This window comes from Dyadobacter psychrophilus, assembly GCF_900167945.1.
GTDB classification, from domain to species: domain Bacteria; phylum Bacteroidota; class Bacteroidia; order Cytophagales; family Spirosomataceae; genus Dyadobacter; species Dyadobacter psychrophilus.
The window spans coordinates 1,119,947-1,145,702 of the sequence record NZ_FUZA01000002.1; the positions used below are offsets into that span (position 1 = coordinate 1,119,947).

At 45.6% G+C, this 25,756-nt stretch carries 19 protein-coding genes; 8 read left to right on the top strand and 11 right to left on the bottom strand.

The window, feature by feature from the left end; all coding sequences use genetic code 11:
* Positions 1-15: 15 nt before the first annotated feature.
* From B5X68_RS11595 to B5X68_RS11610, 4 genes are all read right to left on the bottom strand, one after another.
* On the bottom strand, positions 16-1,326 hold the full coding sequence (locus tag B5X68_RS11595) for a hypothetical protein (protein ID WP_082214828.1): 1,311 nt from the start codon (positions 1,324-1,326) through the stop codon (positions 16-18).
* On the bottom strand, positions 1,313-1,897 hold the full coding sequence (locus tag B5X68_RS11600) for an RNA polymerase sigma factor (RefSeq protein WP_082214829.1): 585 nt from the start codon (positions 1,895-1,897) through the stop codon (positions 1,313-1,315). The genes B5X68_RS11595 and B5X68_RS11600 overlap by 14 nt, the downstream gene beginning before the upstream one ends.
* A gap of 52 nt (positions 1,898-1,949) precedes the next feature.
* Positions 1,950-2,897, bottom strand: a complete 948-nt coding sequence (locus tag B5X68_RS11605; RefSeq protein ID WP_082214830.1) for a hypothetical protein — start codon at positions 2,895-2,897, stop codon at positions 1,950-1,952.
* A 131-nt stretch (positions 2,898-3,028) separates the two neighbouring features.
* The gene (locus B5X68_RS11610) at positions 3,029-4,795 is read right to left on the bottom strand and encodes a M56 family metallopeptidase (RefSeq protein WP_082214831.1); all 1,767 of its coding nucleotides are present in this window, start codon (positions 4,793-4,795) and stop codon (positions 3,029-3,031) included.
* Positions 4,796-5,010: 215 nt separating this feature from the next.
* Here B5X68_RS11610 and B5X68_RS11615 point away from each other — a divergent pair, with 215 nt between their 5' ends.
* From B5X68_RS11615 to B5X68_RS11625, 3 genes are all read left to right on the top strand, one after another.
* Positions 5,011-5,964 (top strand): TonB family protein, encoded by a 954-nt coding sequence (locus B5X68_RS11615; RefSeq protein WP_082214832.1) that lies wholly within the window; start codon positions 5,011-5,013, stop codon positions 5,962-5,964.
* A 68-nt stretch (positions 5,965-6,032) separates the two neighbouring features.
* Positions 6,033-6,425: a response regulator gene (locus B5X68_RS11620; RefSeq protein ID WP_082214834.1), complete on the top strand. Its 393-nt coding sequence runs from the start codon at positions 6,033-6,035 to the stop codon at positions 6,423-6,425.
* A gap of 102 nt (positions 6,426-6,527) precedes the next feature.
* Complete coding sequence (locus B5X68_RS11625) at positions 6,528-10,742, top strand: hybrid sensor histidine kinase/response regulator (RefSeq protein ID WP_082214835.1); 4,215 nt, start codon at positions 6,528-6,530, stop codon at positions 10,740-10,742.
* Between the two features lie 120 nt (positions 10,743-10,862).
* Here the strand turns inward: B5X68_RS11625 and B5X68_RS11630 are convergent, their stop codons facing one another.
* On the bottom strand, positions 10,863-11,468 hold the full coding sequence (locus tag B5X68_RS11630) for a DUF3800 domain-containing protein (RefSeq protein ID WP_082214836.1): 606 nt from the start codon (positions 11,466-11,468) through the stop codon (positions 10,863-10,865).
* Positions 11,469-11,591: 123 nt separating this feature from the next.
* Between B5X68_RS11630 and B5X68_RS11635 the strand changes: the two genes are divergently transcribed.
* Together B5X68_RS11635 and B5X68_RS11640 are read left to right on the top strand one after the other, a co-directional pair.
* The gene (locus tag B5X68_RS11635; protein WP_082214838.1) at positions 11,592-11,927 is read left to right on the top strand and encodes a PadR family transcriptional regulator; all 336 of its coding nucleotides are present in this window, start codon (positions 11,592-11,594) and stop codon (positions 11,925-11,927) included.
* Positions 11,924-14,539, top strand: coding sequence for an ABC transporter permease (locus B5X68_RS11640; RefSeq protein WP_082214839.1), 2,616 nt, complete (start codon positions 11,924-11,926; stop codon positions 14,537-14,539). The genes B5X68_RS11635 and B5X68_RS11640 overlap by 4 nt, the downstream gene beginning before the upstream one ends.
* A 6-nt stretch (positions 14,540-14,545) precedes the next feature.
* Here the strand turns inward: B5X68_RS11640 and B5X68_RS11645 are convergent, their stop codons facing one another.
* Genes B5X68_RS11645 through B5X68_RS11670 form a run of 6 tightly spaced genes read right to left on the bottom strand, consistent with a single transcriptional unit; the run spans position 14,546 to position 21,265 of the window.
* A complete protein-coding gene (locus tag B5X68_RS11645; RefSeq protein WP_082214840.1) occupies positions 14,546-15,481 on the bottom strand; it encodes a glycerophosphodiester phosphodiesterase family protein in 936 nt (311 codons plus the stop codon).
* A gap of 18 nt (positions 15,482-15,499) precedes the next feature.
* On the bottom strand, positions 15,500-16,096 hold the full coding sequence (locus B5X68_RS11650; protein WP_082214842.1) for a histidine phosphatase family protein: 597 nt from the start codon (positions 16,094-16,096) through the stop codon (positions 15,500-15,502).
* Positions 16,097-16,103: 7 nt separating this feature from the next.
* Positions 16,104-17,558, bottom strand: coding sequence for an FGGY-family carbohydrate kinase (locus tag B5X68_RS11655; protein WP_082214843.1), 1,455 nt, complete (start codon positions 17,556-17,558; stop codon positions 16,104-16,106).
* Positions 17,558-19,003, bottom strand: coding sequence for an FGGY-family carbohydrate kinase (locus B5X68_RS11660; RefSeq protein ID WP_082214844.1), 1,446 nt, complete (start codon positions 19,001-19,003; stop codon positions 17,558-17,560). Before B5X68_RS11660 ends, B5X68_RS11655 begins: the two co-directional genes overlap by 1 nt.
* Positions 19,004-19,018: 15 nt before the next feature.
* Positions 19,019-20,020: a 2-hydroxyacid dehydrogenase gene (locus tag B5X68_RS11665; RefSeq protein WP_082214845.1), complete on the bottom strand. Its 1,002-nt coding sequence runs from the start codon at positions 20,018-20,020 to the stop codon at positions 19,019-19,021.
* A gap of 21 nt (positions 20,021-20,041) precedes the next feature.
* The gene (locus tag B5X68_RS11670; protein ID WP_229208374.1) at positions 20,042-21,265 is read right to left on the bottom strand and encodes an MFS transporter; all 1,224 of its coding nucleotides are present in this window, start codon (positions 21,263-21,265) and stop codon (positions 20,042-20,044) included.
* A 191-nt stretch (positions 21,266-21,456) separates the two neighbouring features.
* On the opposite strand from B5X68_RS11670, the gene B5X68_RS11675 reads away from it, so the two are divergent.
* From B5X68_RS11675 to B5X68_RS11685, 3 genes are all read left to right on the top strand, one after another.
* Positions 21,457-22,218 carry a DeoR/GlpR family DNA-binding transcription regulator gene (locus tag B5X68_RS11675; protein WP_082214847.1) on the top strand — a complete coding sequence of 254 codons (762 nt, stop codon included), beginning with the start codon at positions 21,457-21,459 and terminating at the stop codon, positions 22,216-22,218.
* Between the two features lie 94 nt (positions 22,219-22,312).
* On the top strand, positions 22,313-22,705 hold the full coding sequence (locus B5X68_RS11680) for a response regulator (RefSeq protein WP_082214848.1): 393 nt from the start codon (positions 22,313-22,315) through the stop codon (positions 22,703-22,705).
* A gap of 8 nt (positions 22,706-22,713) precedes the next feature.
* Entirely contained in the window at positions 22,714-25,743 is a 3,030-nt protein-coding gene (locus B5X68_RS11685) for an ATP-binding protein (RefSeq protein WP_082214849.1), read from the top strand.
* Positions 25,744-25,756 lie beyond the last annotated feature (13 nt).

The following is a 25,756-nucleotide window of genomic DNA, read 5'->3' on the forward strand; positions in this document are numbered from 1 at the left end:
ATTTGAACTGATAACTTATTTGTTCAGCCTCAAACCTGCTGAAATACCAACCCGGTAAGGCTGGTAATAAAATGGATCGCCGGAGCCGGAAAACTTGACAGGACTGAATTCTGCATAAGGTCCGATATGCAGAGATGAGTTTCTGCTGATCGGGAATTGTTTTCCAATGCCCGCATTAACCCATCCAATGCTTTGTTTTCGTATCATCCCATACGAATATTCCAGACCTGCGGAAGCATAATATTTGCCCACCGTAGCATTTCCCCAGCTTACCTGCTTATTGACCCCAACTCCTATGAGACGGAAATTGTTATCCTGGCTAACCCTTGTTCCCTGGCGTATCACCTTGAAATGATCTTTATCAAAAGTTTGCACAACGTAGTCATTACCAGCAATTTCGTAAGAATATGATTGCTGAAAGCGGCTGAAATGCAGCATAAATTGAAAGCCTTTTTTCTCTACACCCACACTTAATTTATATCCCAGGGATCTTAAAGAAAATGTAGAAGGAAACTCAAAATTCTGAAAACTTTGCGCCCCGGATGGCACCGTCAAAATCTGGTAAGATTGTAAAACGGCCGCGTTGATAAGCCAATTGAAGTTGCCATTGCCATGCTTTACAATAGGTTTGATATCAGTCTCAGGAACATTAATATCAGGTTTGCCGGGATTGATTGACGTTAATGTAACGGTTTGATTATCAATTTTGCTCATGTCAAAGTTGAGTGCTCTATCATCAACTGAACTTGTGGGTGAATTTGACAGTAATTCGTCGTAGCGCTCACCTGGTATCGAATTAACATCTTTCTTTAAGGTCGAAAATTGCGTTTTTTCTGATAGTTGAGGGTTTACGAAAGTGCTTTCAGGCTCAGCATTTGAAACGGCTGACGAACTGCTTTTACTATTTTCCGAAAATGCGTGCAATGTGGCCTTCCGAGCCGTCGTATTTTCATCCAATATTGCCGTTGGCTTAATGTCCCTGCTCGTCAGGTTTTTAGAATTTAATGCCAGTTTAGCGGCGGTTGTTTTTGTTCCTGATTTCATTTCGGCAACATTCATTTTTGTATCCGCCGCTTCAGCTGCTTCTAGTGGAACTGCTTTTTTTGCAATGTCATCTTTCCTGAAATGTTGGTCAGCAACTATGCCAATAATGGCTACACTTACAAATATCAACGTGAAAAACAGATATTTCCATTGCGGGCCAGGTTTGAGATTTGCGCGTATTTTTTGAAATGCAGACGGGTTTGGTACGTCTTCAAAATTATCAAATTTGCGTTTAAGGGCTGCCCGCAATGCCTCATTGAGTTTATCCTCAGAAGTTTTCATGATGCACGATCCCTTTAAGTTCTAATTTTTTTAAAAGCAAATTTCGTCCTCTCATAAACTGCGAGCGCGAGGTCGCGTCAGGTATGGAGAGCAATTCGCCAATTTCAGCATGTGTATAGCCGTCAATCAGGTGCAGGTTAATAATAGTCCTGTATTTGTCTGGCAGCTCGTTGATGATCGCCAACAAATCTGTCACATTCAACTGATCAATTATTTTTCCGTAATCGTCCGATTCCAGCTGAATATCCATATTATCTATCGAACCATTGAGATCTTGTTGCTTTGTGGTCCGATGATAGTAATTAATCGCCGTCCTGACGACCGTTACTTTAACCCAGCTATCCACCGAATCCGGGTCTTTCAAATCCTGAATGTTGTTAAAAATTTTAATAAATGCCTCCTGAAAAATATCCTCCGCCTCCATTCTTGTCCGTGCATAACGCTGGCAAACACCGGTTAACCGTCCTTTGTATCGCTCATAGAATGCAGTCTGCGCACTTGGGTCCTGCTTTTGACAAGCTTTCACCAAAGAGGCCAGATTACTGAATTTTTTTGAGAGAAAAAACTTCATAAAGTCCGGAACTTGAACGCGTTAGTTTAGATATTTGAAATAAATGAATCGTTTACTGGTAATAAAGAAAAAATGATTTGTTGACCAAATTGCCCTCAGCGTCAAATTGCAGATCGCAGGAATCGAACGTCGTATTATTAAGATATCGGATAGTATAGCATTTAAAACCTCTGTATTCTCCCATCCATTGCATACTGGCAATGTGCTGGGTTGAGAAACTGGCCAACTCCTGCGAAGCGTCAAGATATTGCTGAATAGCATCTGGCAACTTGTCAAAATTCGGCGGCCCATAGAGGTTTTCCGGCTCATTGAACCCTCTGCTGAACCATCTTAAATCCCCGGCTTCATTAAAATAAAGATAGGCATACGTTTTCACGCCCGCTTTATCGAAGCTCACCATCACCTCGTAAAACTTTTCATAATTTAAGAGCAATTTGACCTCGGTACCCTCAAATTTGATATTCGGATCGGCGTTGACAAAGGCTTGCACTTTTTGAGGCAGCAAACTAAAATCATTCAAAAGAAATGAATAGAGCCTTGTATCAAACGCCGCACCCGCAATCCGGCCATCAAGATAAAGCCAGTCAAAAAGATAATCAGTGCCATACAAATTGTATATCAGCCTGTTCCGATGATTTGGCATGTCAAATCCTATTGCTTCCCGGTTGGCACTAAACGTTCCTCCTTTCAACGCACTTTTACCCAGTAATTCAAGTAGTTTGGGCGGGGCAACCTCCGATTTGTATCGATACGTTTCCCAGATCTTAGTGCTGTCAGCAAGCGTTAAATATTTGTCTGTTCCCTGATCAAATTTTACCTCCCAAACCAGTTTTTCGAGCAAAGGTTTAAATACTAAATTCTCTGCATCCGGATACCATTGCTTTACCTGTGCGATCACCTTTGTAGGCACAGGATCTGGCTCAACCGGCTCTAACTGATTGACTTGGTTACAGGAAACAACGAAAAACAGACAAAGGATGCACAGGACAACTACTCTCATACCACTCAATCTAAAATCTTAATTTGACTCGTAAAAGTTACCGATAAATTAAGGAATTCGCTACCATAATGATCGGGTCAATTACAGAGACACAGAACGTAGAGAGAAGCGTTGCGCGTGTGGGAAAATTTTCAGCCATTATAACGCACACCCGTATAACGAAGCCCCGTGGCACCGTCCCAGTTGTAAACCCATTCGGTCCATGAGCGTTCGAGGTATTTTGCCTTCAATTTTTGATGCAATGATTCCGGTTGTTCTACACCATTAACGATCAAAAACATATTATGAAGCTTGTATGAAAGGTTTTCTCTTGTGGTGATAATTCCCTCTGCAAGCAGGTCCTCGATCAGGTCTTCCTGCATTTCTACTTCCCGGGCTTTTCTGTTCCCGTGATTTTCGAGCGCGAGTGCTTCCATTTCTTTATATAAAACGTCAATTTCAGCACTCCGCTTTGCCAATGTTTGTGATGACGAGCTTATCATATCATTCTGAACATTGGCAAGTATCGTGTTTTTTGCCAGTTGTTCTTTTCGTTTTTCAAATGCGTCTGCAAGCAATTTTGTCTGTAAAGTTTTGGAATGAATGTCGCTTTTTTCTTCCCAAACCGCCAGGTAGGCTTTATAACGAAGTGCGTCTGCTTTTTTTAAATCCTTTGTATCAATGGCAGTTTTAAGTTCAGCCAGCAGTGATTTAATGTCTGACAATGAGTCGCTTAGCGATTTGTGTTTCTCTATCGCAACAGGCTTTTCGGCCGAAGCGGGAGTTTTCATTTTCGCTTTGACCAATGTTGGTCTTATCGTTTCTTGCTTAGCAGGTTTTGGCTGAATAACAGCTATTGAACTTGTGTTTACCTGCTTTACAGGTGTTAGATATGCCGCGGAAATGAATGCAACGGCGATCAGGCTGCTCAAAATCGAAAATTTTTCCATGGTATTTAGTTGTTTATTCGTGTTGTAAATGATCCTTTTGATACGGTTCAGCAAGTAATTATTTGTCCCGATAAATGATAATCCGGGACTTGTAACAGCCTGTTTTGATGCATGAAATGATACAAGTGCCTGCACCAGCGTGTTACGTTCTTTTGTAATATCGATCACCAGGTCGTCGCAACAATTTTCGCGCTCCATCCTCATTAAAGCGGAAAGCCATAGGAATGCCGGATTGAAAAAATAGAGGTTTTCTCCGAGGCTTTGCAGCAAGTTGACCAGATAGTCATGTCGCCTTACATGGGCGAGCTCATGCAATAAAATCGCCTCCACCTGATCCTGCGGCAAACTGGTCAGAAATCCGAGCGGAACAATGATTACCGGCCTGAAAATCCCTTGTAATATAGGCGTTTGTAAAAGGCCGGATTCGAGTAATAAAATTCTTTGATAAATACCCATTTTGGCCGCCAGCTGTCGCACTTGCCAGTTCCAGGCATCATCGGCAACGCGCACATTCCTATGCCTGATCTTATTTATGTAAAGCAGGCCGGTTACCGTCCGGGCAGATTTGAAAAGGAAAAACATCAGCCAGACCGCGATGATCTGCATTTGGTAATGATCGAGAAATTGGCTGATTCTATTTATGAATGAGATTTCTGTATGCTTTACATTAAAATGGATTTTAAGCAATGTAGGGTCTATGGCAACGGACACAGCGGAAGACTGGCTGTTATTGACCAATTCTTTCTTATAAGCCAGTAGGAAAGTAGCAGCATTCACGATGACGAAAGCCAAAAGTAACGCGGCAAACAGGTTATAGCGAAGCGCAGGCCTGCATTTGGCGGTAAGCAGTAAAATAATTCCGCTGAGCAATGCAACAATTAACCCTTGCCAAAGCGAATGGATTAATGTCCAGCAAAATGCTTTCGCCAATGGGTGAAAATAATGCGGATCTGAAAAATCGATAGCCATTATTCCTAGGTTAATGTTACTGCATCTACGATGCCATCCAAAGGTAGGAAATATTTCGTACGAACAAATGTTTATGGATATTTTTTAGAAAAATTTTACGTTGTTAAATGTGGTGTTATTTACTATTTTACAACTATCATTTACCTGCTTCCCAAGGGACTGACAAACCAAGGACTATTTATGGGAAATAATTTTAGTAACTGAACGAGTCTCATATGATCAAGGGTCAAATGTTATTGAACGTGATGGTTGCAAGCGTTCTTGTTCTCGCAATGCTCGGCAAAGGTGCGGCTGCAAATGTTGGTCTCCATAAAGAAACTCTCAGGGTCAAAGGCATGATTAAGGACATTAACGGTATTCCCGTTTCCAATGCGGCCGTTTTTATCAAGGAGTCAATACTGGGCACGGTAACAAATGTTAAAGGTTATTATGAAATAGAAGATGTTCCTGAAAACAGCATCATGGTTATTAATCATCCGGATTTCGAGCCGGTTGAAATGAGCGTCACGAAATCGGGAAAGAATTATGATATCGTTCTGAAAGGCAAGCCGGGATGGATTAGCCAGACTGCAAAGTCTGAGACAACATCCAAAAAATCAGCCGAAACGAATGACACTTCCGAAAGTAGTTTAACGCTGGAGAGGTGGCCGCGTTTTCCAGGCGGGACAAAGGAGCTTGTCAAGTTTCTCGCACATCATATGCAATATCCGCCGGAGGCGCTTAAAGCGGAGGTAGAAGGCCAGGCGTCTGTCTCATTTTTTTTGGACGAAAAGGGAAACATCAGCAGTCCGGTGATCGTGAGCGGGCCGGGGTGGGGGATTGATGAAGAAGCTGTGCGGCTTGTCCAAAATATGCCGCAGTGGACGCCGGCGCGGCAAAATGGAAAGGCAGTAGCGGTCCGGTACACTATTGTAATTCCTTTTGATCTGGAAATAGAAAAGTTACCGATCCATATCCGGGAAAAGCAGCCTGATTTTTTCAGCAGAAAAATCCGCCTCGCCGTGTCGAAGCCTGCTTTTAAAATCGGAACGGAGTTCAAGCTTTTTTTCGATAGAATGTTAAACGTTTCCCACAGAGAACCTCCTAAAATTGAGCTGCACCGCTTTAATATGATTTCCAGGCCGGTATTAATGCCTCCGCCGGTTATCGATATGAAATACAGGCGATAAGAGAATTGGCGGGAACAATTGTTTTATTGTGTTAATCCGGAACTGTGTGTGGAACGGATTACACTAAAATGAATAACAACATATTGCTGATAGACGATGATCCGGATGATCATGAGATCTTCGAGTTTGCCTTGGGACTAGCTTATCCAACAGCTACTTGTGAACATTCTTATAACTGCCAGGATGCTGCTGAGAAAATCAAAAAGCGGCTCTTCCCTTTACCGGAAAACATTTTTCTGGACTTCAATATGCCCATGATGGAGCTGCCCAAATGCTTGTTTGCCATTCATGAGGCGCTTGGCGTAGACCATGCGGACATTGTTATTCTTACCGGCTTTGCAAAAGCCGATCTCCCCAATTTTAATGCTTTTGGTGTGGTGAAAGTGATTTCAAAACCCAGCACGATTGAATTACTTGCCGAAGAAATTCAGGACGTCGTGGGTTACAAAGCCCGCGCCTGATGAGGATAAACTAGCTTTGCGCTTTATTTTATAAAATTTCTTTGCAGAGTAACAAATTCAGTTTAATTTACGTAGAAATAGTTGTAAACTGAATGTTACCGCATGCGTAAAACCTTTACTTTCCTCTTTCTTTTCCTTTCGTTTGTTACCCATTCATTTTCCCAAGATAGAAACGCAGTATTCCGCCATCTGACCACAGGGCAAGGGTTGTCGCAAAACAACGTTACTTGCATTGTGAAGGACAAGCACGGTTTTATGTGGTTTGGAACGCAGGATGGACTCAACAAATTTGACGGGTACAAATTCACCGTTTATCGTAACGATCCCCGGAATCCGCAGAGCATCAGTCATAATTACATTCACACCATTTTTGAAGACAGACAAGGCAGGCTCTGGATCGGGACCGACGATGGCGGCCTGAGTCGGTTTAATAGCGACAAGGACACCTTCACGAACTACTTGCATAAGGCCGGAGACAATAATAGTCTTGCTAACAACAAGGTGCACGCTATCGACCAGGACAAGAGCGGAAACATTTGGGTGGGCACCATTGGCGGCGGTGTAAGCATCCTGAACCCCCAAAAAAATACATTTCGAAACTTTTCCAGTGATCCGGGGGCCTCGGGAAGTCTGAGCAATAACATAGTAAGTGATATTACGGTTGATAGCAAAGGAACCGTGTGGATTGCAACCGGAGGCGGCGGATTAAACAAGTTTAATGCTGCCACAAACAGCTTTCTCAATTATAAAAACGATCCGGCCGATCCGGCTTCGCTCAGTATCAACGATCTGAATGAAGTTTTGGAGGACTCGCGCGGCAGGTTATGGATCGCGACAGAAGGCGGAGGCCTTAATCTTTTCAATCCAAATACGGGCAAATTTACAGTGTTCCGGCATCAGGACGGACAGCCGGCCGGTCTTTCCCACAACGATGTAATTTCATTGGAGGAGGATAAAAACGGAAAGTTATGGATAGGGACGCGCAATGGCGGGATCAATGTCTTGCATGAAAACGGTGACTTTGTTCATTACAAATATGATAAGAACGACGTCGGCGGGTTGAACAACGGCTCCATTTACACCATGTTCTGCGATCCGCAGGGAACAATGTGGGTAGGCACTTACAGCGGGGGAATCAACGTCATGGATCATGAGCTATTGAAATTTGGATTATATAAAACCAACACAAATGATCCGGGAAGCCTGAATAACGACAATGTCCTGACCGTAATGGAAGATGTTGAAGGGAAAATATGGGCCGGGACTGACGGAGGCGGAATTAATGTGCTGGATCGTAAAGCCGGTAAGATTACCCAATTTATGCATGATCCCGGAAGGGAGAACAGCATTGCCAGCAATTATGTGATCGCAATCTGCGAAGACGAAGCCCGCGATATCTGGATAGGGAATTACAAGGGCGGACTAAGTCTATACGACCGGAAAACGGCCTCGTTTCGGAATTTGAATAAAAGTGACAATCCCGCCTCCGCCATTTACGCCAACATTCACGTCATGACCAATGACGAAAGCAGGCATTGTCTGTGGATTGGAACGTCGAGAGGCTTGCTGAAATACGACAAAGTTTCTGGTAATGTGACTGAATACAGGGCCAATGCCAATGTTTCGGGCTCGATCAGCAGTGATCTTATCTTGTCCGTTTTTGTGGATTCTGAAAAAATGCTTTGGGTAGGAACGGAAGGGAGCGGATTGAATTTATTTGATGAAAAAAATAACCGTTTTACTGCATTTAAATCTGATCCCAAAGAGGCTAAAAGCTTGTCAAACAACCAGGTTAATGCTATATATGAAGATAGGAGCAGGAAAATATGGGTTGCAACCAACGGCGGCCTGAACCTTTTTGACAAGAAAAACCGGACATTTAAGCATTATCAGAAATCCGATGGCCTGCCCAACGATGTTGTCCAGGGAATTACTGAGGACGATCACGGGCTGCTTTGGATAAGTTCCAATAAAGGCCTCTCACGTTTTAATCCAAAAACAACCGAGTTCAGAAACTTTGATTTTAGTGACGGTTTGCAGCAGGGATCGTTTAACAGGTTATCACTATTCAGAAATAAAGCCGGACTGATTTTCATTGGGGGGCAATACGGACTCAACTTTTTCCACCCGGACAGCATCAAATATAACGCATTCATCCCACCGGTTTTCATCACCGATTTCCAGATTTTCAATCAGCCCGTCAACAATCGTGATAAGGATTCTCCTATCGACAACCAGATCAGCGCGGCCAGGGAAATAACCGTTTCCTATGCACAGTCCATGCTTTCCTTCGAATTCACAGCGCTGAATTATACATTGTCGGAAAAAAATCAATACGCTTATCAATTAGTTGGTTTCGATAAAGACTGGATTTACAGCGGTACAAACCGGAAGGCGACTTACACCAATCTCGACCCGGGAGATTATGTTTTTAAAGTAAAAGCTTCCAACAATGATGGTGTTTGGAACGAACAGGGGACAAGCATTATCCTGCACGTGACGCCGCCATTCTGGAAAACGATCTGGTTCCGGGCCTTAGCCATAATGTGCATTGCGGGAGGGATTTACGCCGTTTACCGCTGGCGGGTAGGCGCTATCAAGCGGCAAAAAGACCTTTTACAAACGCAGGTTGAGGAAAGGACAGTGGAAGTGATCCGCCAAAAGCATGAACTTGAACTGCAATCCGCGGACCTGCAAATAATGAACACCCGGTTGCAGAGTCAGCACGAAAGGGAACTGCTAGCGAGACAAGAAGCGGAAAAGGCCAATATGGCTAAAAGCGTTTTTCTGGCAACAATGAGCCATGAGATCCGCACGCCTATGAATGGAGTCATCGGGATGGCTTTGCTGCTAGCACAAACACCTATGAATGAGGAGCAAACAGAGTATACCGACACCATTATAAAATGTGGCGACAGCCTGTTGACGGTGATTAACGACATCCTGGACTTCTCGAAAATCGAGTCAGGAAATATGGAACTGGAAAGGATCAGTTTCAATCTTCGGGATTGTATCGAAGGAGTTCTGGATATATTTTCTTCCAAAGCCGCTGTGATCGGGCTGGACCTTGTTTACCAGATCAGCCCGCAAGTTCCTAACCAGATCATTGGAGACAGCCAGAGGTTACGCCAGATCCTGGTCAATCTCGTAGGAAATGCGATCAAATTCACGCATCAGGGTGAAATTCTGGTGATTGTGAAGCTTGTCAAATACATCAGCGACGACGAAATTGAGATTAATTTTCAGATCAAAGACACAGGAATAGGCATTCCAGCGGATAAACTGGACCGACTTTTCGTTGCCTTTTCGCAGGTCGATTCTTCACATACACGTAAATATGGGGGCACGGGGCTAGGTTTGGTTATCAGTCAAAGACTCGTAAATCTGATGGGCGGGGAAATCAGTGTTGATAGCGAGCCGGATAAGGGAACCAGCTTTCATTTTTCCATCCTCGCCGAAGTCAGTCATGAATCTCAGCGTCAGTATGTCCATTTCAACACCACCGAAAACGATGGAAAAGCGGTTTTGGTCGTGGATGACAATGATACCAACTTACGGATTTTCCATGCGCAGATGGAGCAGTGGAAACTCGTGCCTACACTGGCATCGTCCGGGAAGCAGGCACTGGAAATCCTGGACAGCGGTGCAAGGTTCGACCTGATTATCACCGATCAGCAAATGCCGGAGATGGACGGGGTGAGCCTGGCCGGGAAAATAAAAGAGCGCTTTCCCACACTGCCCATCTTCCTGCTGAGCTCGGTAGGAGACGATAGACGCAGGAATTTCAAGGACTTGTTCGCAGCTATATTAACAAAACCTGTTAAGCATCATCAGCTTGGTCAGCTAATCCAGATGGAACTTAAAAACCAGGGCGATTCGGCACGTCAGGTTTTGCCGCCAGTGCAGTCACCGCTTTCGGAAGATTTTGCCGTTCAGTATCCGTTGCAGATCCTGATAGCGGAAGACAATCAGATTAACGAAATGCTTTTTGTCAGAATACTTGGAAAATTGGGCTACACGCCCGTCATAACCCGGGATGGCGTTGAGGTGGTGGCCAGGACTTTTTCGGAAAAATTCGACGTCGTTTTTATGGATGTGCAAATGCCCGAGATGGACGGATTGGAGGCCACCCGCCGCATTCGCAAACAGCGGATCGACCAGCCCTACATCATCGCCATGACCGCCAACGCCATGAAAGAAGACCGCGAAGAATGCCTGGCCGCCGGCATGGACGATTACATTTCCAAGCCACTACGCTACGATGATATCACATCATCCCTGAAGCGGGCATACCTGGCTTGTATTTCGGCGGAGTAGGGGCAAGCCAATTCTAAGAATTTGTCTTGTCGAGTTTTTATGTTATTTTTGTTATGATTCTGAATCTCGGCCTGACCGGGGTAGTAGGAGTCACCCGGGGTGCTGAAATGCTCCCCTTTTTTATGCCTGCTGTTCCAAGATATAGTTCACGGTATTTCTTGGCGAAATGTTTGGGTTCAAAACATTGCCCAAGTTTGCAATGTAAAAGTTCCGAAGTCCTTTCTTCCTGATCGTCTTATTAGGCTCATAATATTGCCTCGCGAAGTAGCAGACAACATCGGCCATCTGATGAATGTAAGACGACTTGGAATCCCTGCTCACAGGGTCTTCAATAATGCTTGTGATTTTTGCATCAATTGACGCCCGCCCGAACTTACTTGGGACAAAATTGAACCGCCTCATTTTTCTTAACAGCTTTCTGAGCTTTATTTCGTCCGTGTTGTCAGTTATTATCAAACCTTTATCAGCTTTCAATTTTCCCGGGAAATTGCCTGCTTTTAATGTATTGTCTATTCTTTGAATAAGTAATTTCCAGGCAAATTCAAACACATCATTGGTGTAATCCGAATTCTTTTCAATCCGAACAGTCACTATGCTTATTTCGCTCCTTGTATTCAAGAACCGTAAGCACTCTCTCAAAATCAATATTTTGTGGTTTTTTGAAATGCCTGCTCTCAGGTTGGGATTGCCGTTAATAAATACAGATGCGTGAATTTCCTCGGTCATCGTCAAGCCGTAAAGTTCCTTAGATGTTGATCCCTAAAAAATATTATACATACAAAACAAGAATTAATAAAACTGTTTTACATACATTTGGTGAAGATATACACTTTTCGTTGTTAGGTTATTATGAAGGGGACTAATCTTGGGGAATTTGAGGAGCTTGTTTTACTGACGATTGCATCGTTGGCCAGTGAAGCTTATAGTGTCGCCATTTGTGATGAACTGGAAAAATATACGGGCCGCACAGCCAAGTTGGGCGTGGTGCATGCGGTGTTGAACAGGCTGGAAGAAAAGGGGTTAGCTAAAAGCAGGTTAGGGGAGGCGAGCAGCACGAGGGGCGGCAAGCGGAAGCGTTTTTACGAAGTCAGCCACACGGGCAAAGTTGCACTGACAAGATCCAAGGAAGTGCGTGAAAATATCTGGCGCAACATTCCCGGCTTTAACCTCGAAGGTTCCATATGAAAGCAAATGGCCAACCCCCGCGCTGGGCAACCCGCTTCCTGCAATGGTATTGCCGACCGCGTCTGCTGGAAGATTTGGAAGGAGACCTGTTTGAATACTTTGAGCGAAATGTAAAACATAAAGGATTGCGCCGCGCAAGGATCATTTACGCGATCGACGTGATCAAATTTTTGAGGCCATATACCATTCGCAAAATAGAATTCTTTAACCTTTTCGTTCACTGGATCATGATTGGGAGCTATCTTAAAACGTCACGACGCAGCCTCGTTCGCAACAAACTATTTTCACTGATCAACATTATTGGCCTGGCGGTGAGCATGTCAGTAGGCCTGCTCGTGATCGCCGTGATTACTGATCTGAACGCTTACGATGATTTTCATCAGGGACGCGACAGGATTTACCGGGTTATCACCACTTTCCGGAACGCCGACCAGCCGCCTATGGAACTCGCGTCCACCTCGGTTAAGGCCGGCAAGAAAATCCTTGAGACGGTTGCAGGCCCGCAAAAAGTAACCATTTTCCGCCAGGGATTTTCAGGCGATGCCCGCGTTGGCAATGCAACATTTCCGCTGGAAGCGATCTGGGCCGATAACTCTTTCCTGAAAGTATTTACATTTCCAATGCTGAAAGGCGACATTGCGACCGCCCTGGAAGAACCCTATTCGCTTGTTTTGTCAGAAAAAACGGCCAGGAAAATGTTTGGCGAAGCCGACCCGATCGGTAAACCAGTCATGTTTGACACAACCAGTTATATGGTTCGCGGGGTTGTGAAAGATCTGCCCAAACTCTCGCATATCCGGTTTGAAATGCTGATATCCTTCGCGACAATTGAGGCGCAGCAGGAAGAGAAAACCAATTTTTATAATTGGGATAATGTCTGGTCGAATTATGTGTATGTATTGATGCCGGAGCATTCCGAGCTTGCGCCGGTGGAATCGGCATTGGCGAAAATAAGCAAGCAGGAAAGCGCAGCATTGAAAGACAAGGCCGTATCCATTTCCTTAAAACCCATGCTGGGCTCCGTGCTGGGAGGAAAGCTTTCCAACAATGTTGGGCCAGCCATTTCGCCATTGGTAACCTGGGTGTTGAGCGGACTGGCTTTCGTAATCATACTATCTGCCTGTTTCAACTATACCAATTTATCCGTAGCACGATCGCTCCGGCGATCGCGCGAGGTCGGCATCAGGAAAATCATCGGCGCCAGAAAGAGCCACGTTTTAGGTCAGTTTATGGCCGAATCGGTGATCATAGCCATGCTTGCGCTGGTATTTTCATTTGGATTGTTTTTGTTTTTAAAGAAAGAATTTCTCGCCCTTGACCCGCACATTTCTGACCTTCTTTCCCTTGATTTGTCGTTCAAAACGATTCTTTACTTCATTGCCCTGGCCTGCCTGGTTGGCCTTGCTGCGGGCTTTTTGCCAGCATTGTTTTTCTCGCGGATTAATGCGCTTCTGGTTATGAAAGACGCGTCAAATCTCAAATTGTTCCGACGGGTTGGGATGCGTAAAGCATTGATAGTCATTCAATATACACTGTCACTTTTCTTTATTGCAGCAACGCTGGTAGGTTATAGCCAATACAAAGGTCTGCTCCGTTTCGACCTTGGATTTGAAACAGAAAACATTGTCAACATTCGTTTGCAGGGAAATAAGCCGGAAGTTTTGGCAAAAGAGTTCGCCGAAATTCCTGCGGTAAAGGAAATTTCGCGGTCACTTATGATCACGAGCCTGGGAAGTTATCACGGATCGACCCTTAAATATGGCCTCGATTCAAATAATGTCTGGATAAATCTTGTAGACGAACATTATTTGCCATTGCATAATCATAAATTACTGGCTGGTACAAACTTCAAATTGAAGCCTGAAAAAGGAAAAGAAAGCGAAGCCATTGTGAATGAACAGGTTTTGAAACGGTTTAATATTGCCAAAAGAAATCCGGAGAAAGCGCTTGGTAAGGTGATTACTGTGGATGGCCAGCCGCTGACAATTGTGGGTGTGATCAAAGACTTTCATTATGGCACGCTGGAAAGTAAGATAGAGCCCGTCATGTTTCGCTACTCGGCCAATGAGCCGTCGGGTTTCCTCAACGTGAAAATAGCTTCTAACGATTTGCCCGGCACATTGGAAACGCTTGAAACGGCCTGGCGGAAAGTAGATAAAGTACATCCTATGAAAGCAAAATTTTATGACGACCAGATCGAGGAAGCATACAGCCAGTTTTCGGTCATGGTCAAAGTCATCGGATTCGTTGCTTTTCTGGCGATCTGCATTGCGTCGCTGGGCCTTTTTGGTATGGTGGTTTTTACAACCGAAACAAAGCTCAAAGAAATCAGTATCCGCAAAGTTTTAGGAGCGAGCGAGGGTGGTTTGGTCTATTTGCTATGCGAAGGATTCCTGATCCTGCTGATCATTTCCGCATTGATCGCCATTCCCGCAACCTACTTTTTCTTTGACAAGATCGTCCTCGAAAACTTCCCATATCACCAGCCGATCGATATGCTGGAATTGCTGGCCGGGGTTTTAGTGGTCATGTTCCTCGCTTTTCTGATGATTGGATCGCAAACAGTGAAAGCGGCACGGAACAATCCAGCCAAAGTGCTGAAAAGCGAGTGACAGCGGCTATTTTTTGCCAAAAAACTTTTGCTTCGGACTATCCTTCTTGATGAAGCCTTTTACAGCTTCGGCCAGCTCAATAGGGTAGTCCGATTCTATGATGGACGCGCCATCATTGGCAATGGAAATGTAAGCCGCTTTGCGTTCTTCTGCACTTTTCAGCTTATCATAAGAAGACGCTGCTGAGATCATGGCCATTGCGCCGGCTCCGTTGAGCAAGTTGTAGAGTTCCTGATTTTCGGGTTTTACCAACGGGCCAATGTACGCGATCAGCTGCGTGAACGGAACGCCGGCCTTCTGGTAACTTTCAAATTCTGCTTTGGTTTTAATAAATGCTGAAAATGTGCTGTTGGGATTGTCTTTGAGGTAAAATATTGCTTCTTCGGGCTTATGGACGGTCATCATTACGTAGGAATCCGCTTTGTGTTTACGGACCAATGCAGCGGTCATTTCCAGTGGCACGTCCTTGTGGTCCAGGTTCAGGATTGTTTTTCCGCGGCCCCATTCAATCACCTCGCTTAAAGTTGGGATCGGGAAATCTGTCACATTGCCTTCGGCATCTTTCAAACGGAATTTTTTGAGCTCAGCATAAGTATAGTCCGAAAGTTTGCCTTTTCCGGTCGTCGTCCGGTCCAGTGTAGCGTCGTGCATGAGCACCATCACGCTATCTTTGGTCAAACGCGGATCGATCTCGAAGAATGCAGGCGTATGCTTCAATGTATTCTCGAAAGTTGCGATGGAATTTTCGGGAAAGCCTTTTACCATTCCTCCGCGGTGACCCGCAATAAGCAGCACATCATTTCCAGTATATTTAAAAAATGCGTGCAGGTCTTTGGCAGATTTCAACTTCAGGACATTCAATTTATCCTGGCCATTCACAGCATGGATCGTCCCAAAAAGAAACAAGCCGGTTAGGGCGGAAAATAAAAAAGACTTCTTCATAAAAATGGATTATTAAGGCTAGCGGGAGTTGAGTTTTAAAAGGCTGAATGGTTCTGCACCACCCAGACTGAATATGGTAACGGTAGAATTATCCTGTACGAGCCGACGATAATTTTTCAATGGCATGCCCAATTTGTACGCCATGTAAAAACGGTTTACTGCATTGTGCGCTACAACGAGAATGGTCTGACCGTCATGCTGCTGCTCTTTTTCGGTAAAAAAATCGTCCACACGTCTGACAACTTCCATGGCCGTTTCGCCAGAGCCGCCTGCCTGGGTACAATCCGGGTCGTCAGACCACTGCTTCCACAGTTCCGGATTTTCTGCAACAAATTCCGCCCGGGTTTTTCCTTCCCATATTCCAAAATTCGCCTCCGTCAAACGTGAGTCGGCAATGACGCTTCCCGATCCGGAAGCAATTGTGGCCGTATTAAATGCGCGTTGCAGTGGCGAAGCGTATATGGCATCGAATTCGATGCTTTTGAGCATTTCGGCAGCAAAATATGCCTGTTGCGTGCCGAGTTCGGTAAGGCCAATGTCCGTGGCACCGCAGTATCGGTTACCATCGGCATTGTAAAAGGTTTCTCCATGGCGGAGCAAATAAACTGTAAGCATATGAATGTCATTGTGTCAAAACAGACTCCTGAAAGTAGTTCCGTTTTCTGAGTTCCTTTAAAAAATTTTGGTAGCCGATCTCATATTTTTCGACCAGGCCTGCCGCAGGCTTCACGACCTTCTCCATATGCGTCATCGCCTTTGCAGCTTCCCGCAAAGTCTGGTAGTGCGTGGCGGAAGCTGCCAGGATTGCCGCGCCAGCCGCACCCGAAATCTGCCCGCATTTGTAAACCGGTTTGTTGAGCACATTAGCACGGATCGTCAGCCAGGTATCGCTGTTGCTGGCTCCGCCAGCGGTAAATATGGCGCGCACTTTCTCCTTCGAAAGGGTTTCAATGAGCTCATAAGCAATGCGTTCGATATAAGCGACGCCTTCCATATTAGCCGCAAATAATGTTTCCCTGGATATTCCACCCGGTGCGAACCCGCGTGCTTCATTTGAAATAAAGGGAAATCTTTCGCCTTGCTGCACGAGCGGATAAGCACTTTCCAATGTGGGAATTAGTTGGGCCGCTGCCTCGTTGAGCTCAGCTAGATTTTCGGAAAAACCGGCGGTAATCCAGTCCGCGCCCGTGTTACTCGCACCGCCCGGCATCCAGTAACCTTCGGGGTGGCGATGGCTGTAAAGCCGGCCCAGCGGATCATTGATTTCTTTTACCGTAACACCCTTTACAACCAATGTTGTCCCTATGGTCGTATTCCAATCACCAGGGTTCACCGCGCCCGACGCCACTTGCGAAGCGCAGCCATCGGTCATGCCCGAAACCACTTTTAGGGCCGGTAACCTCAGTTTTTCAGCCAGTTCCGGAAGTAATGTTCCTATCACCGTTCCGGACGGAACGACTTCTTGCAGCCATGCTTTTTTAACAGGTAAATGTTCGTGAATGTATGGCGGCCAGAGACCTCTGCTGACATCAAATCCGGATTTCAATGCATTGGTATAATCCGTGATCCTAAAATTTCCACAGAGTTTGCCAATGATGAAATCGGTTGCATGCACCCATGTTGCGAGCTGCATTGCCTTGTCGGGAAAGTTTTTCACAAACCAGACTATTTTGGATAAACCACTCGACGCATTGAAACCCGCATAACCCTCCGGATTGAATTGCAGGGCTGCTTTCTTGCAAATTTCTCCTTCCGCTTCCGACCGTATATCGCTATACATGAGCGCATTGTGCAATACATTGTTTTCGCGATCCAGTGGAATCACCGTTCCGGAAGTGGAAGTTACCGATACGGATAAAACGTTTTTAGTGTCAATGTTTTTTCCGGCAGAAATAACGATATCATTCAGACAACTCAAACACGACTCCCACCAAAGCTCGGGAGATTGCTCTTCGCGCGAAACAGCGGTTAACTCAAAACGTTTTTCTGCGGCAGCCTTCACTTGGCCATCCTGGTTCATTAACACAACCCGAACTCCCTGAGTCCCGACATCAATTCCTAAAAAAAATACTTCCATTACGATGCCGTTTTAAATGTGGCGCGCGTCTTTTTCCACTCGTGATACAAATGTTCATGTGCCATAGACTGATCCGGACTGATTTCCTCCAAAACAGCCGGCATATTACTTGCTATGCCCAAAGCCTGGTTACACGCAAACACACATCCGACTGCCGAAGCCTGCCTGTAATTATCCCTTATCCGGACTTTTTTATTCAAAAGATTAGCCAAAAATTGCCTTAGCAATCTGCTTTGTACGCCGCCACCGCACGCCCAAATATGATCTTCTTCATGCGGAACCACTTCGCAGAGGCTTTTGTAATTTTCGAAAATGCTGCACGCAATGTCCCATAATGTGGCAAAAACAAAATGTCCGCGCCTCAATTCATGCGATACGGGCGTATTAAATACGAACCCGCCCCGGATTAAAGGCGACTTTTCATCCGCGAGCAAAGAACCGAGTGCCGCCACACATTGCGCATCCCGAATGTTGGCAACCTCCTCTTCGATCAATGCATAAGGCTCATTGGGATAAAAAATTTCTTTAAGTCGCTGATAATTAAGTCCGGTTACGCCTGCATTGGCTTCCAGCAAAAAGTTGTTTCCATTCGTATGCCTGCTCGTCCATGTCCGTTCCGCTTCGTCCAAAATATAGGTTCCGGTAATCTTAATCACGGGCGTAGTGGTTCCTGAAACCACCACAATATCCTGGACGGACGGACACATGCTCATGATTGCCAGCTGCGTATCTGAGCCCGCTACAATCACGACCGCATTGTTTGAAAGCCCGAAAATAGCGGCAATTTCAGGAAGAATTTTACCTTGCAAAGACCCACAATCATGCAATGGAGCTAATAGGGAAGGATTAAGGTCAAAAATTTTGCATAAATCCGCAGACCAGCCTTTTGCCGCCACGTCATATAGCAGTGTTTCACACGCTTGTGAATGCTCGTAACCGATCACGCCGCTGAATTTGAACAGCACCCAATCACTAATGCTCATGAATGTGTGCACTCGTTGCCAGGTTTCAGGAATCCGGTTCCTTAATCCGACCAGTTTTAATGCAGAGAAAAGAGAAGTAGGGTAACGGCCAGTTAGTTGGTACACACCATGTTTATCCGCAATCAGATCTTCCCATTCTCTGCCGCGGTGGTCAATGTTCGGCATGCCGATCAGCGAATTTCCAGTATGGTCTATCACAACAATGCCCTCGCGCTGGCTCGTAGCCGTGACTGCGGTAATGTTGACAGGGCTGGTTTTTTCAAATATCTTTTTTGCAAGATCAATGATTTGCTGCCACAATGCATCCGGTGAAAAATAGATGGATTCTGGATAATGCAGGTCTTTTTCATAACGCGCGTCTTCGCTTTCAACGCCCAAAATGTTGCCGTCCTGTTCCGCAACCGCTACCCGCACATTGCCCGTTCCTACATCTACAATTAAATAAGCTTGTTTTGGTATCATTACTTGAACCTACTTTTAATGTTTTAATTGCAAAACTTCCTTGTTCACCAACTGCCGGATCGAACGGTTGCCTTCCACATAAAAGTTGAAAAGGTTTCTGTTCATAATGTCCGCGTGATGGTCTTCCACCTCGAAAGTCGCTCCCGCAATATGCGGCGTGGCTAGCACGCGCGGATGGTGGATAAGTTTGTAATCGATTTCGTCCGGCGGTTCATGGTCAAAAACATCCAGGATTGCGCCGCGGATGAGGTCATTTTCGATGGCATATAGCAGATCCTCGCGCCGCACAACCACCGCACGTGCCGTATTCACGAAAATCGCGTCCTTTTTCATTAAGGAAATCAAACCTTTTCCAATCAAACCTTCCGTTTCCTTGTTGACAGGCAAATGAATGGAAACCACATCGCTGGTTTGAAACAATTCTTCTAATGATACCTTTTTGTAAGCCTCATCATCGGATGTATAGAAGGGATCATAGTAAAGGATTTCAGCCGGAAAATGTCTGACCAGATTCGCAATGGTTTGTCCCACAGCACCAAATCCAACCATACCAATGGTTTTGCCCGCAATTTCATTTCCTTTAAACTGTAAATAGGAAGTATGCGCCCCGGCTTCCCAATTCTCGCCTTCCAGCCAACTGACCGCCGGTAATGTGTTCCGCATCAGGTTTACGAGATTGGCGATGAACATTTCCGCAACGGCCTGCGCATTACGTGCCGGTGTATTGAAAACCGGAATCCCTTTTTCCGTAGCGGCAGCCACTGCCACATTGGATGGCGTGCCGCGACAAACGCCAATGAATTGCAAATTCGCCGCCGTTTCAATCACTCTGGCAGTCACTTCATCGTGCTCGGTAATGAGCGCTTCGGCCTGTGTTACCTGGATCAGATCGATCAGTTCCTGCTCGTTGTAGGCTCGTTCCTGTAATTTCCAGGGCTTGTAAATGATATCACCGAATTGTTTTTTCAATGCTTCCAGCGCCTTTTCGTGGTAGGGTGCAGTGATGAGAATTTTCATAATTGTGTATTAAAATCGTTATTAGCCAATTGTAGCATTTGCCGGCTCTGGCGTTTTCGACAGTGTAATAAATTTGGTAAGGATCGCGCTGATGAAATAAAGGATGGCCAAAATCCAGACCACGCCTTCGCTGCCGATGGAACCAATAAATAAGCCAACAATGGCCGGCCCGATGAATACGGGCAGGCCAGCGCCCAGATTCAGGATCGCCATTGCAGCACCTTTTTCTTCTTTAACCAATGATGGCACTAATGCGGAAAGCGGCACATAGCCCGCGAGTAACCCGCCCCAAAGCACACCACAAAACATCACCATCCAATAATTAGCATCAAACCAGACTGGCGAGTAATAAAAAACCAACGTAGTGATGCCGCAGCCCACACCTCCAAACCAGATAATGGTGTTGCGCCAGCCCAAACGGTCGCCTACGAAGCCGAACATTAAATTAAAAATAATGTTACTCGTGAAAATAGTGCCCCAGATTTGCAACCATTCGCGGGTCGAAAAACCATGCGTAGCCAGATAAACGGGCAGAAAAACAGGAAATGCGAATTGGGCCGTCGTGTTAATTACCCGCACGATCCCGCCGATCAGGACCTTCGGTTCTTCGCGGACAATGGTCAGTCCTTTTAAAAGTTCTTTGGTTTTGGTTGAAGCATCACCCACCGCCGCTACGGATGAGCGGAATTGGTCCTTATTGACTATCAATGCAAAGAAAGCACCAATAGAAACCCAGAAAATAGAACTCCAAAGCGTGTTTTGATAACCAATGTGGTCAATAGCCCAGCTCGAATAATATGCACCGAGCACATTTAATCCGCCCGTGAAGACAAACCAGAACCAGCCAACGGCGCGTCCCAGCTGGTTTTGCGGCGTGCGGTAAGTGATCCATACCAAAAATGAATATGCAAATAGCGGATAACCAAATCCCCGGATCGCATAAGTGAGGAGCATAACGGGAAAATTCAGACTTTCCATGCCAATGCCGACAAAACCAATAGTCCCGATTATGTAAAGCAAAATGCCGATCAACATGGCTTTGCGCGGACCGTAACCTTCGGCCAGCACACCTGAAAACCAGGAGGAAATCGCAATGGTAATGCCGTAGACGGTGAACAGGGACGCGGATTGCTGGATGCTCATGCCGTGTTCCAGCAAATAAGGGCTGAGCCAGCCTTGCTCCACGCCATCGCCCATCATAAAGATCAGGATTCCGAGGTAGCCCCAGGCCAGGTGGGAGGGCATGCCTGCTTTTTTTAAGGTTGCTGTCATTGGACAATACGAATAGATTTCATGATTTAGGAAAGTATTGAGCAAATAAACAAAGTAATTTAAAGTAATTTAAATAAAATGAAATAAAATTTAAGTTTTTGAAAGTATAATTATCTTCCTTTTTAGGCAAGCATTTGTTATAATTGCCAGCAAAGCGCGATACAATGAAAAACATTACGGAAAGGCACCAGCTTATTTTGCAGGAATTGAAGCGGACGGGGACAGTCAGCATTCAGGAATTATCGGACCTGATGCAGGTTTCCGGCGTAACGATCCGGAAGGACCTTAAAATACTGGAAGACAAAAATCTACTTTTCCGTACGCACGGAGGTGGCTCGATCAACAATCCGTATGCGATCGAGCGGCCTATAAATGAAAAACAATTTATCAACGCGGAAGAAAAACAAAGCATTGCCAAAGCAGCATTAAGCCTGATCAGACAAAACGATTCGATCATGATCGGCTCTGGCACAACGGTTTTTGAACTGGCGCGGGCGTTCCATCCTACAAAGCAGGTTACAGTTATTACGCCAGCCGTGAAGGTGACGCTGGAACTTAGTAACCGGCCTAATGTGGAGGTTTTGCAACTCGGCGGATTGATAAGGCAAAATTCATCCTCAGTAGCTGGTTCTTACGCCGAATACATTCTGGAGAACATTTCCTGCGGCATTCTCTTCATCGGCGTGGATGGCATTGACTTCGACTTTGGACTCTCTATCAGCAATTTAACAGAAGCCGGTCTAAACCAGAAAATGATCAGCACCGCGCAATCTGTCGCTGTCCTGGCAGATCATACAAAGTTTGGGAAGCGCGGAATCGGCAAGATATGCGACCTGGATCAGGTGCAATACATTGTTACAGATTCCCGCGTATCGCCTGAAACTGTTAAGAGCCTGGAAGACAGGGGGATCAAGGTGATCATATAGCCGCTTTTCGTGCGTTCTACGTTACATTTTCTAAGGAAATAGTATTTTATATTATCTTGCAAAGCGCGAGTTGCGCTTGCTTGAAATTTGTAAAATGCCCGAAAAAGTAACCGTGTTCCTGATTGACGATGATATTGACGATCAGGAGATATTTTCTATCATGCTGGAAGATGCACTTCCCGAAGCAGAATGTGTGTTTGCCAAAGACGGCATTCAGGCACTTGAAAAACTTCAACAACCAGCGTTTGCCCCAGATGTCATTTTCATAGACATCAATATGCCCAAAATGAATGGTATGGAATTTTTAGCAGAAATGAAAAAGAGGCCATCGCTGCTTCATATTCCAGCTTTTATGTACTCAACCTCCGATGAAAAAGCCATCGTGGAGCAGTGCAAAAGCCTGGGAGCTTCCGGGCTGATCAAGAAACACGCCAATACGGATGAGGTTAAAAAGGAAATTAAAAAAATAGTATCGACCCTTATCTAGGCATTTAAATGGTTGACAATGAAATAAAGAAGCTGGAATTTCTTGCCGGAGGAGGCGAAATGGGCGAACGCATCAGGCAATATGATTGGGATAGCACAAATCTGGGAAACCCCGAACAATGGCCGCAAAGCCTTAAAACATGCGTGCGGATTATGCTCAGCTCCAAGCAGCCGATCTGGATAGGATGGGGTGATCAGCTGATCAAGTTATATAATGATGCATATATAGACATCGTTCGCGGCAAGCATCCTATCGCGTTAGGGCAACCCGCATCTGTTGTCTGGAAGGATATCTGGAAGGACATTGAGCCGCTTCTTTCCCGCGCCATGCAAAAAGATGAGGGGACCTATGTGGAGTCCCAGCTGCTCATTATGGAGCGAAGCGGTTTTCCCGAAGAAACCTATTATACATTTTCCTACACACCAGTGCTCGGCGCGGACGGCCTCCCGTCAGGCATTATTTGTTATAATACAGCTGATACAGACAGGATAATCAACGAGCGCGCATTAAAAACCATGCAGCAGCTCGATACGGTTGCACACAAGAAAACCGAAGAGGAAGTGTATGCACAGGCGACGAAGGCGCTTTCAAGCAACACGCGTGATTTCCCTTTTTCATTGGTTTACAAAATAAAACACGACGGAACCAACGCAGAAATCGTTTCGTGCTCAGGGTTTACAAATAAACCGGCTGACGGAAAAGTTGATCTGAATTCAGGCGGGGCGGTCGGTAGCGGTATTTTGAGGGCAATCCATGAAAACCGCATTATCGAATCTGATATGGACGGGCAATGGCCTGAAGTGCCACAAGGTGCGTGGGACATTCCTCCAAGGGTTTTTGTAGATATTCCGATCAAGTCGGCTAACAGGCAGTTCCCGCTGGCAGTGCTCACGGTTGGACTTAATCCTTATCGCAAATTTGACGATGCTTACCGGAATTTTATACAAGTGATTGCGGACCAGATCGCTTTGGGTGTGAACAACGCGCTTGCGTATGAGGAGGAACGTAAACGGGCAGAGGCGCTTGAAGCATTGGATAAGGCAAAAACACTGTTTTTTACCAACATTAGTCATGAGTTTCGCACGCCCCTGATGCTGATTCTCGGACCGCTTGAAGCTTTGTTAAACAAACCGGACATTGCTTTAACAGCTGAGGAAAGGCAGAACATTGAAGTGACGCACCGGAACGCGTTGCGACTTCTGAAACTGGTTAATTCGCTGCTCGATTTCAGTCGTATTGAAAGCGGGCGGCACTTGGCCAACTTTGTGTTGACAGACCTTGCCACTTACACGAGGAATTTGTCTGCCAATTTCAGATCTGTGATAGAAAAAGCGGATCTGCAACTCCACGTAAACACTGCTGACCATATTCCCCCTGTGTATCTGGACCGTCAGATGTGGGAAAAGGTTGTTTTTAATCTTTTGTCAAATGCATTTAAATATACATTGGAAGGCGCCATAACAGTAGACCTTTCCACGCACAATGAAAATGCCGTGCTGACCGTGCGGGACACAGGCGTCGGGATTCCGGAAAGTGAGCTGCCGCATATGTTCGAACGTTTTCACAGGGTTCAGAATACGGCTGGCAGGACTTACGAAGGAACCGGGATCGGTCTGTCGTTGATTAAAGAGCTCATCCAGCTGCACCAGGGAACGATCCAGGTGGAAAGTGTTGAAGGGAAAGGCAGCTGCTTCACTGTTTCGATTCCGCTTGGTAAGGGGCATTTGCCCGTGACCCAGATTTTTGAAGATGACGCAAGTCTCGAAATTGCCGGCTCCAATGTGTTTTTGCAAGAGGCCGCAGCGCTCGTCGGAAAACAAGCGTTTCTTCAAAACCGCACTGATGGTGAAAGAAGCATAGTGCCGGATGACGCGAATGAACTTGTCCTGATTGTGGACGATAATGCGGACATGCGGCAACACATCCAGTCGCTGATTGCTACAAAATACCGGACAATCACAGCGACAAACGGTCTCGACGCGCTTGACAAAATAGGAAGATATAAGCCTACGCTGGTTTTGAGCGACATTATGATGCCCGAAGTTGATGGCATTGAACTACTGAAAAGGGTAAAGGCCAATCCGGAAACTGCTCAGGTTCCGGTTATCCTGGTCACGGCGCGGGCTGGCGAAGACTCCAAAATAGAAGGATATGACATTGGTGCAGACGACTATTTGGTAAAACCCTTCTCGGCCAATGAAATGCTGGCCAGGATCAAGGCGCAGGTCAAGATGCACAATGCGCGCAAGAAGATTTTTGAGGATCAGAAACTGTTCACCGAGGAACTGGAACAAAAAGTGCAGCAGCGCACGCAGGACCTGGTTAAAGCGAACAAGGAGCTGGAATCCTTTAATTACGTCGCCAGCCACGATTTGCAGGAACCCTTGCGCAAAATCCAGACATTCATCCATTTGATCCATAAAAACAGACAGGATGAAAAGGCCACGCAGGTTTACTATGACAAGATTTCATCGTCTGCGCAACGCATGAGCGACCTTATTCAGTCTGTGCTGACATACAGTCGTCTGGCGAAAACAGGCGAAGACTATTCCGCGGTAGACCTTAATAAAATAGTGCAGGACATCGAGATCGATTTTGAGCTGTTGATAGCCGAAAAACAGGCAGTTATCAAGACTATCAATCTTCCGGTCATGCAAGCGAATGCTTTTCAGATTAACCAGCTGTTCTCGAACCTGATCAGTAATTCATTGAAATTTTCGACGGAAAGTCCTGAGATCAGGATCTCTTCACAAATAGTAAAGGGAGACAAAGTTGTTGCGCCCACTTTTGTGAACCCTGGTCAGCAATTTTATCATATTACTTTTTCAGACAACGGCATCGGTTTTGAACAGGAATTCAGTGAGAAAATTTTCAGCTTGTTCCAGCGACTGCATGGCAAGCATGAATATTCGGGAACCGGCATCGGGCTTAGCATTGTGAAAAAAATAGTGGAGCAGCACGAGGGCTACATTACTGCCGAATCAAGTCCTGGAAACGGCACTGTTTTCAACATATGGTTTCCTGTTTTGAACAAATAAAAATGAAGTAGGA

Excerpts from the sequence above, each read along its gene's own strand:
- B5X68_RS11650 (WP_082214842.1), bottom strand. The coding sequence starts at position 16,096 with ATGCTTACAGTTTATTTGCTCCGCCATGGAGAAACCTTTTACAATGCC.
- B5X68_RS11640 (WP_082214839.1), top strand. The coding sequence starts at position 11,924 with ATGAAAGCAAATGGCCAACCCCCGCGCTGGGCAACCCGCTTCCTGCAA.
- B5X68_RS11635 (WP_082214838.1), top strand. The coding sequence starts at position 11,592 with ATGAAGGGGACTAATCTTGGGGAATTTGAGGAGCTTGTTTTACTGACG.
- B5X68_RS11615 (WP_082214832.1), top strand. The coding sequence starts at position 5,011 with ATGATCAAGGGTCAAATGTTATTGAACGTGATGGTTGCAAGCGTTCTT.
- B5X68_RS11685 (WP_082214849.1), top strand. The coding sequence starts at position 22,714 with ATGGTTGACAATGAAATAAAGAAGCTGGAATTTCTTGCCGGAGGAGGC.
- B5X68_RS11600 (WP_082214829.1), bottom strand. The coding sequence starts at position 1,897 with ATGAAGTTTTTTCTCTCAAAAAAATTCAGTAATCTGGCCTCTTTGGTG.
- B5X68_RS11665 (WP_082214845.1), bottom strand. The coding sequence starts at position 20,020 with ATGAAAATTCTCATCACTGCACCCTACCACGAAAAGGCGCTGGAAGCA.
- B5X68_RS11675 (WP_082214847.1), top strand. The coding sequence starts at position 21,457 with ATGAAAAACATTACGGAAAGGCACCAGCTTATTTTGCAGGAATTGAAG.
- B5X68_RS11595 (WP_082214828.1), bottom strand. The coding sequence starts at position 1,326 with ATGAAAACTTCTGAGGATAAACTCAATGAGGCATTGCGGGCAGCCCTT.
- B5X68_RS11605 (WP_082214830.1), bottom strand. The coding sequence starts at position 2,897 with ATGAGAGTAGTTGTCCTGTGCATCCTTTGTCTGTTTTTCGTTGTTTCC.
- B5X68_RS11655 (WP_082214843.1), bottom strand. The coding sequence starts at position 17,558 with ATGGAAGTATTTTTTTTAGGAATTGATGTCGGGACTCAGGGAGTTCGG.
- B5X68_RS11645 (WP_082214840.1), bottom strand. The coding sequence starts at position 15,481 with ATGAAGAAGTCTTTTTTATTTTCCGCCCTAACCGGCTTGTTTCTTTTT.
- B5X68_RS11660 (WP_082214844.1), bottom strand. The coding sequence starts at position 19,003 with ATGATACCAAAACAAGCTTATTTAATTGTAGATGTAGGAACGGGCAAT.
- B5X68_RS11625 (WP_082214835.1), top strand. The coding sequence starts at position 6,528 with ATGCGTAAAACCTTTACTTTCCTCTTTCTTTTCCTTTCGTTTGTTACC.
- B5X68_RS11620 (WP_082214834.1), top strand. The coding sequence starts at position 6,033 with ATGAATAACAACATATTGCTGATAGACGATGATCCGGATGATCATGAG.
- B5X68_RS11680 (WP_082214848.1), top strand. The coding sequence starts at position 22,313 with ATGCCCGAAAAAGTAACCGTGTTCCTGATTGACGATGATATTGACGAT.
- B5X68_RS11630 (WP_082214836.1), bottom strand. The coding sequence starts at position 11,468 with ATGACCGAGGAAATTCACGCATCTGTATTTATTAACGGCAATCCCAAC.
- B5X68_RS11670 (WP_229208374.1), bottom strand. The coding sequence starts at position 21,265 with ATGCCCTCCCACCTGGCCTGGGGCTACCTCGGAATCCTGATCTTTATG.
- B5X68_RS11610 (WP_082214831.1), bottom strand. The coding sequence starts at position 4,795 with ATGGCTATCGATTTTTCAGATCCGCATTATTTTCACCCATTGGCGAAA.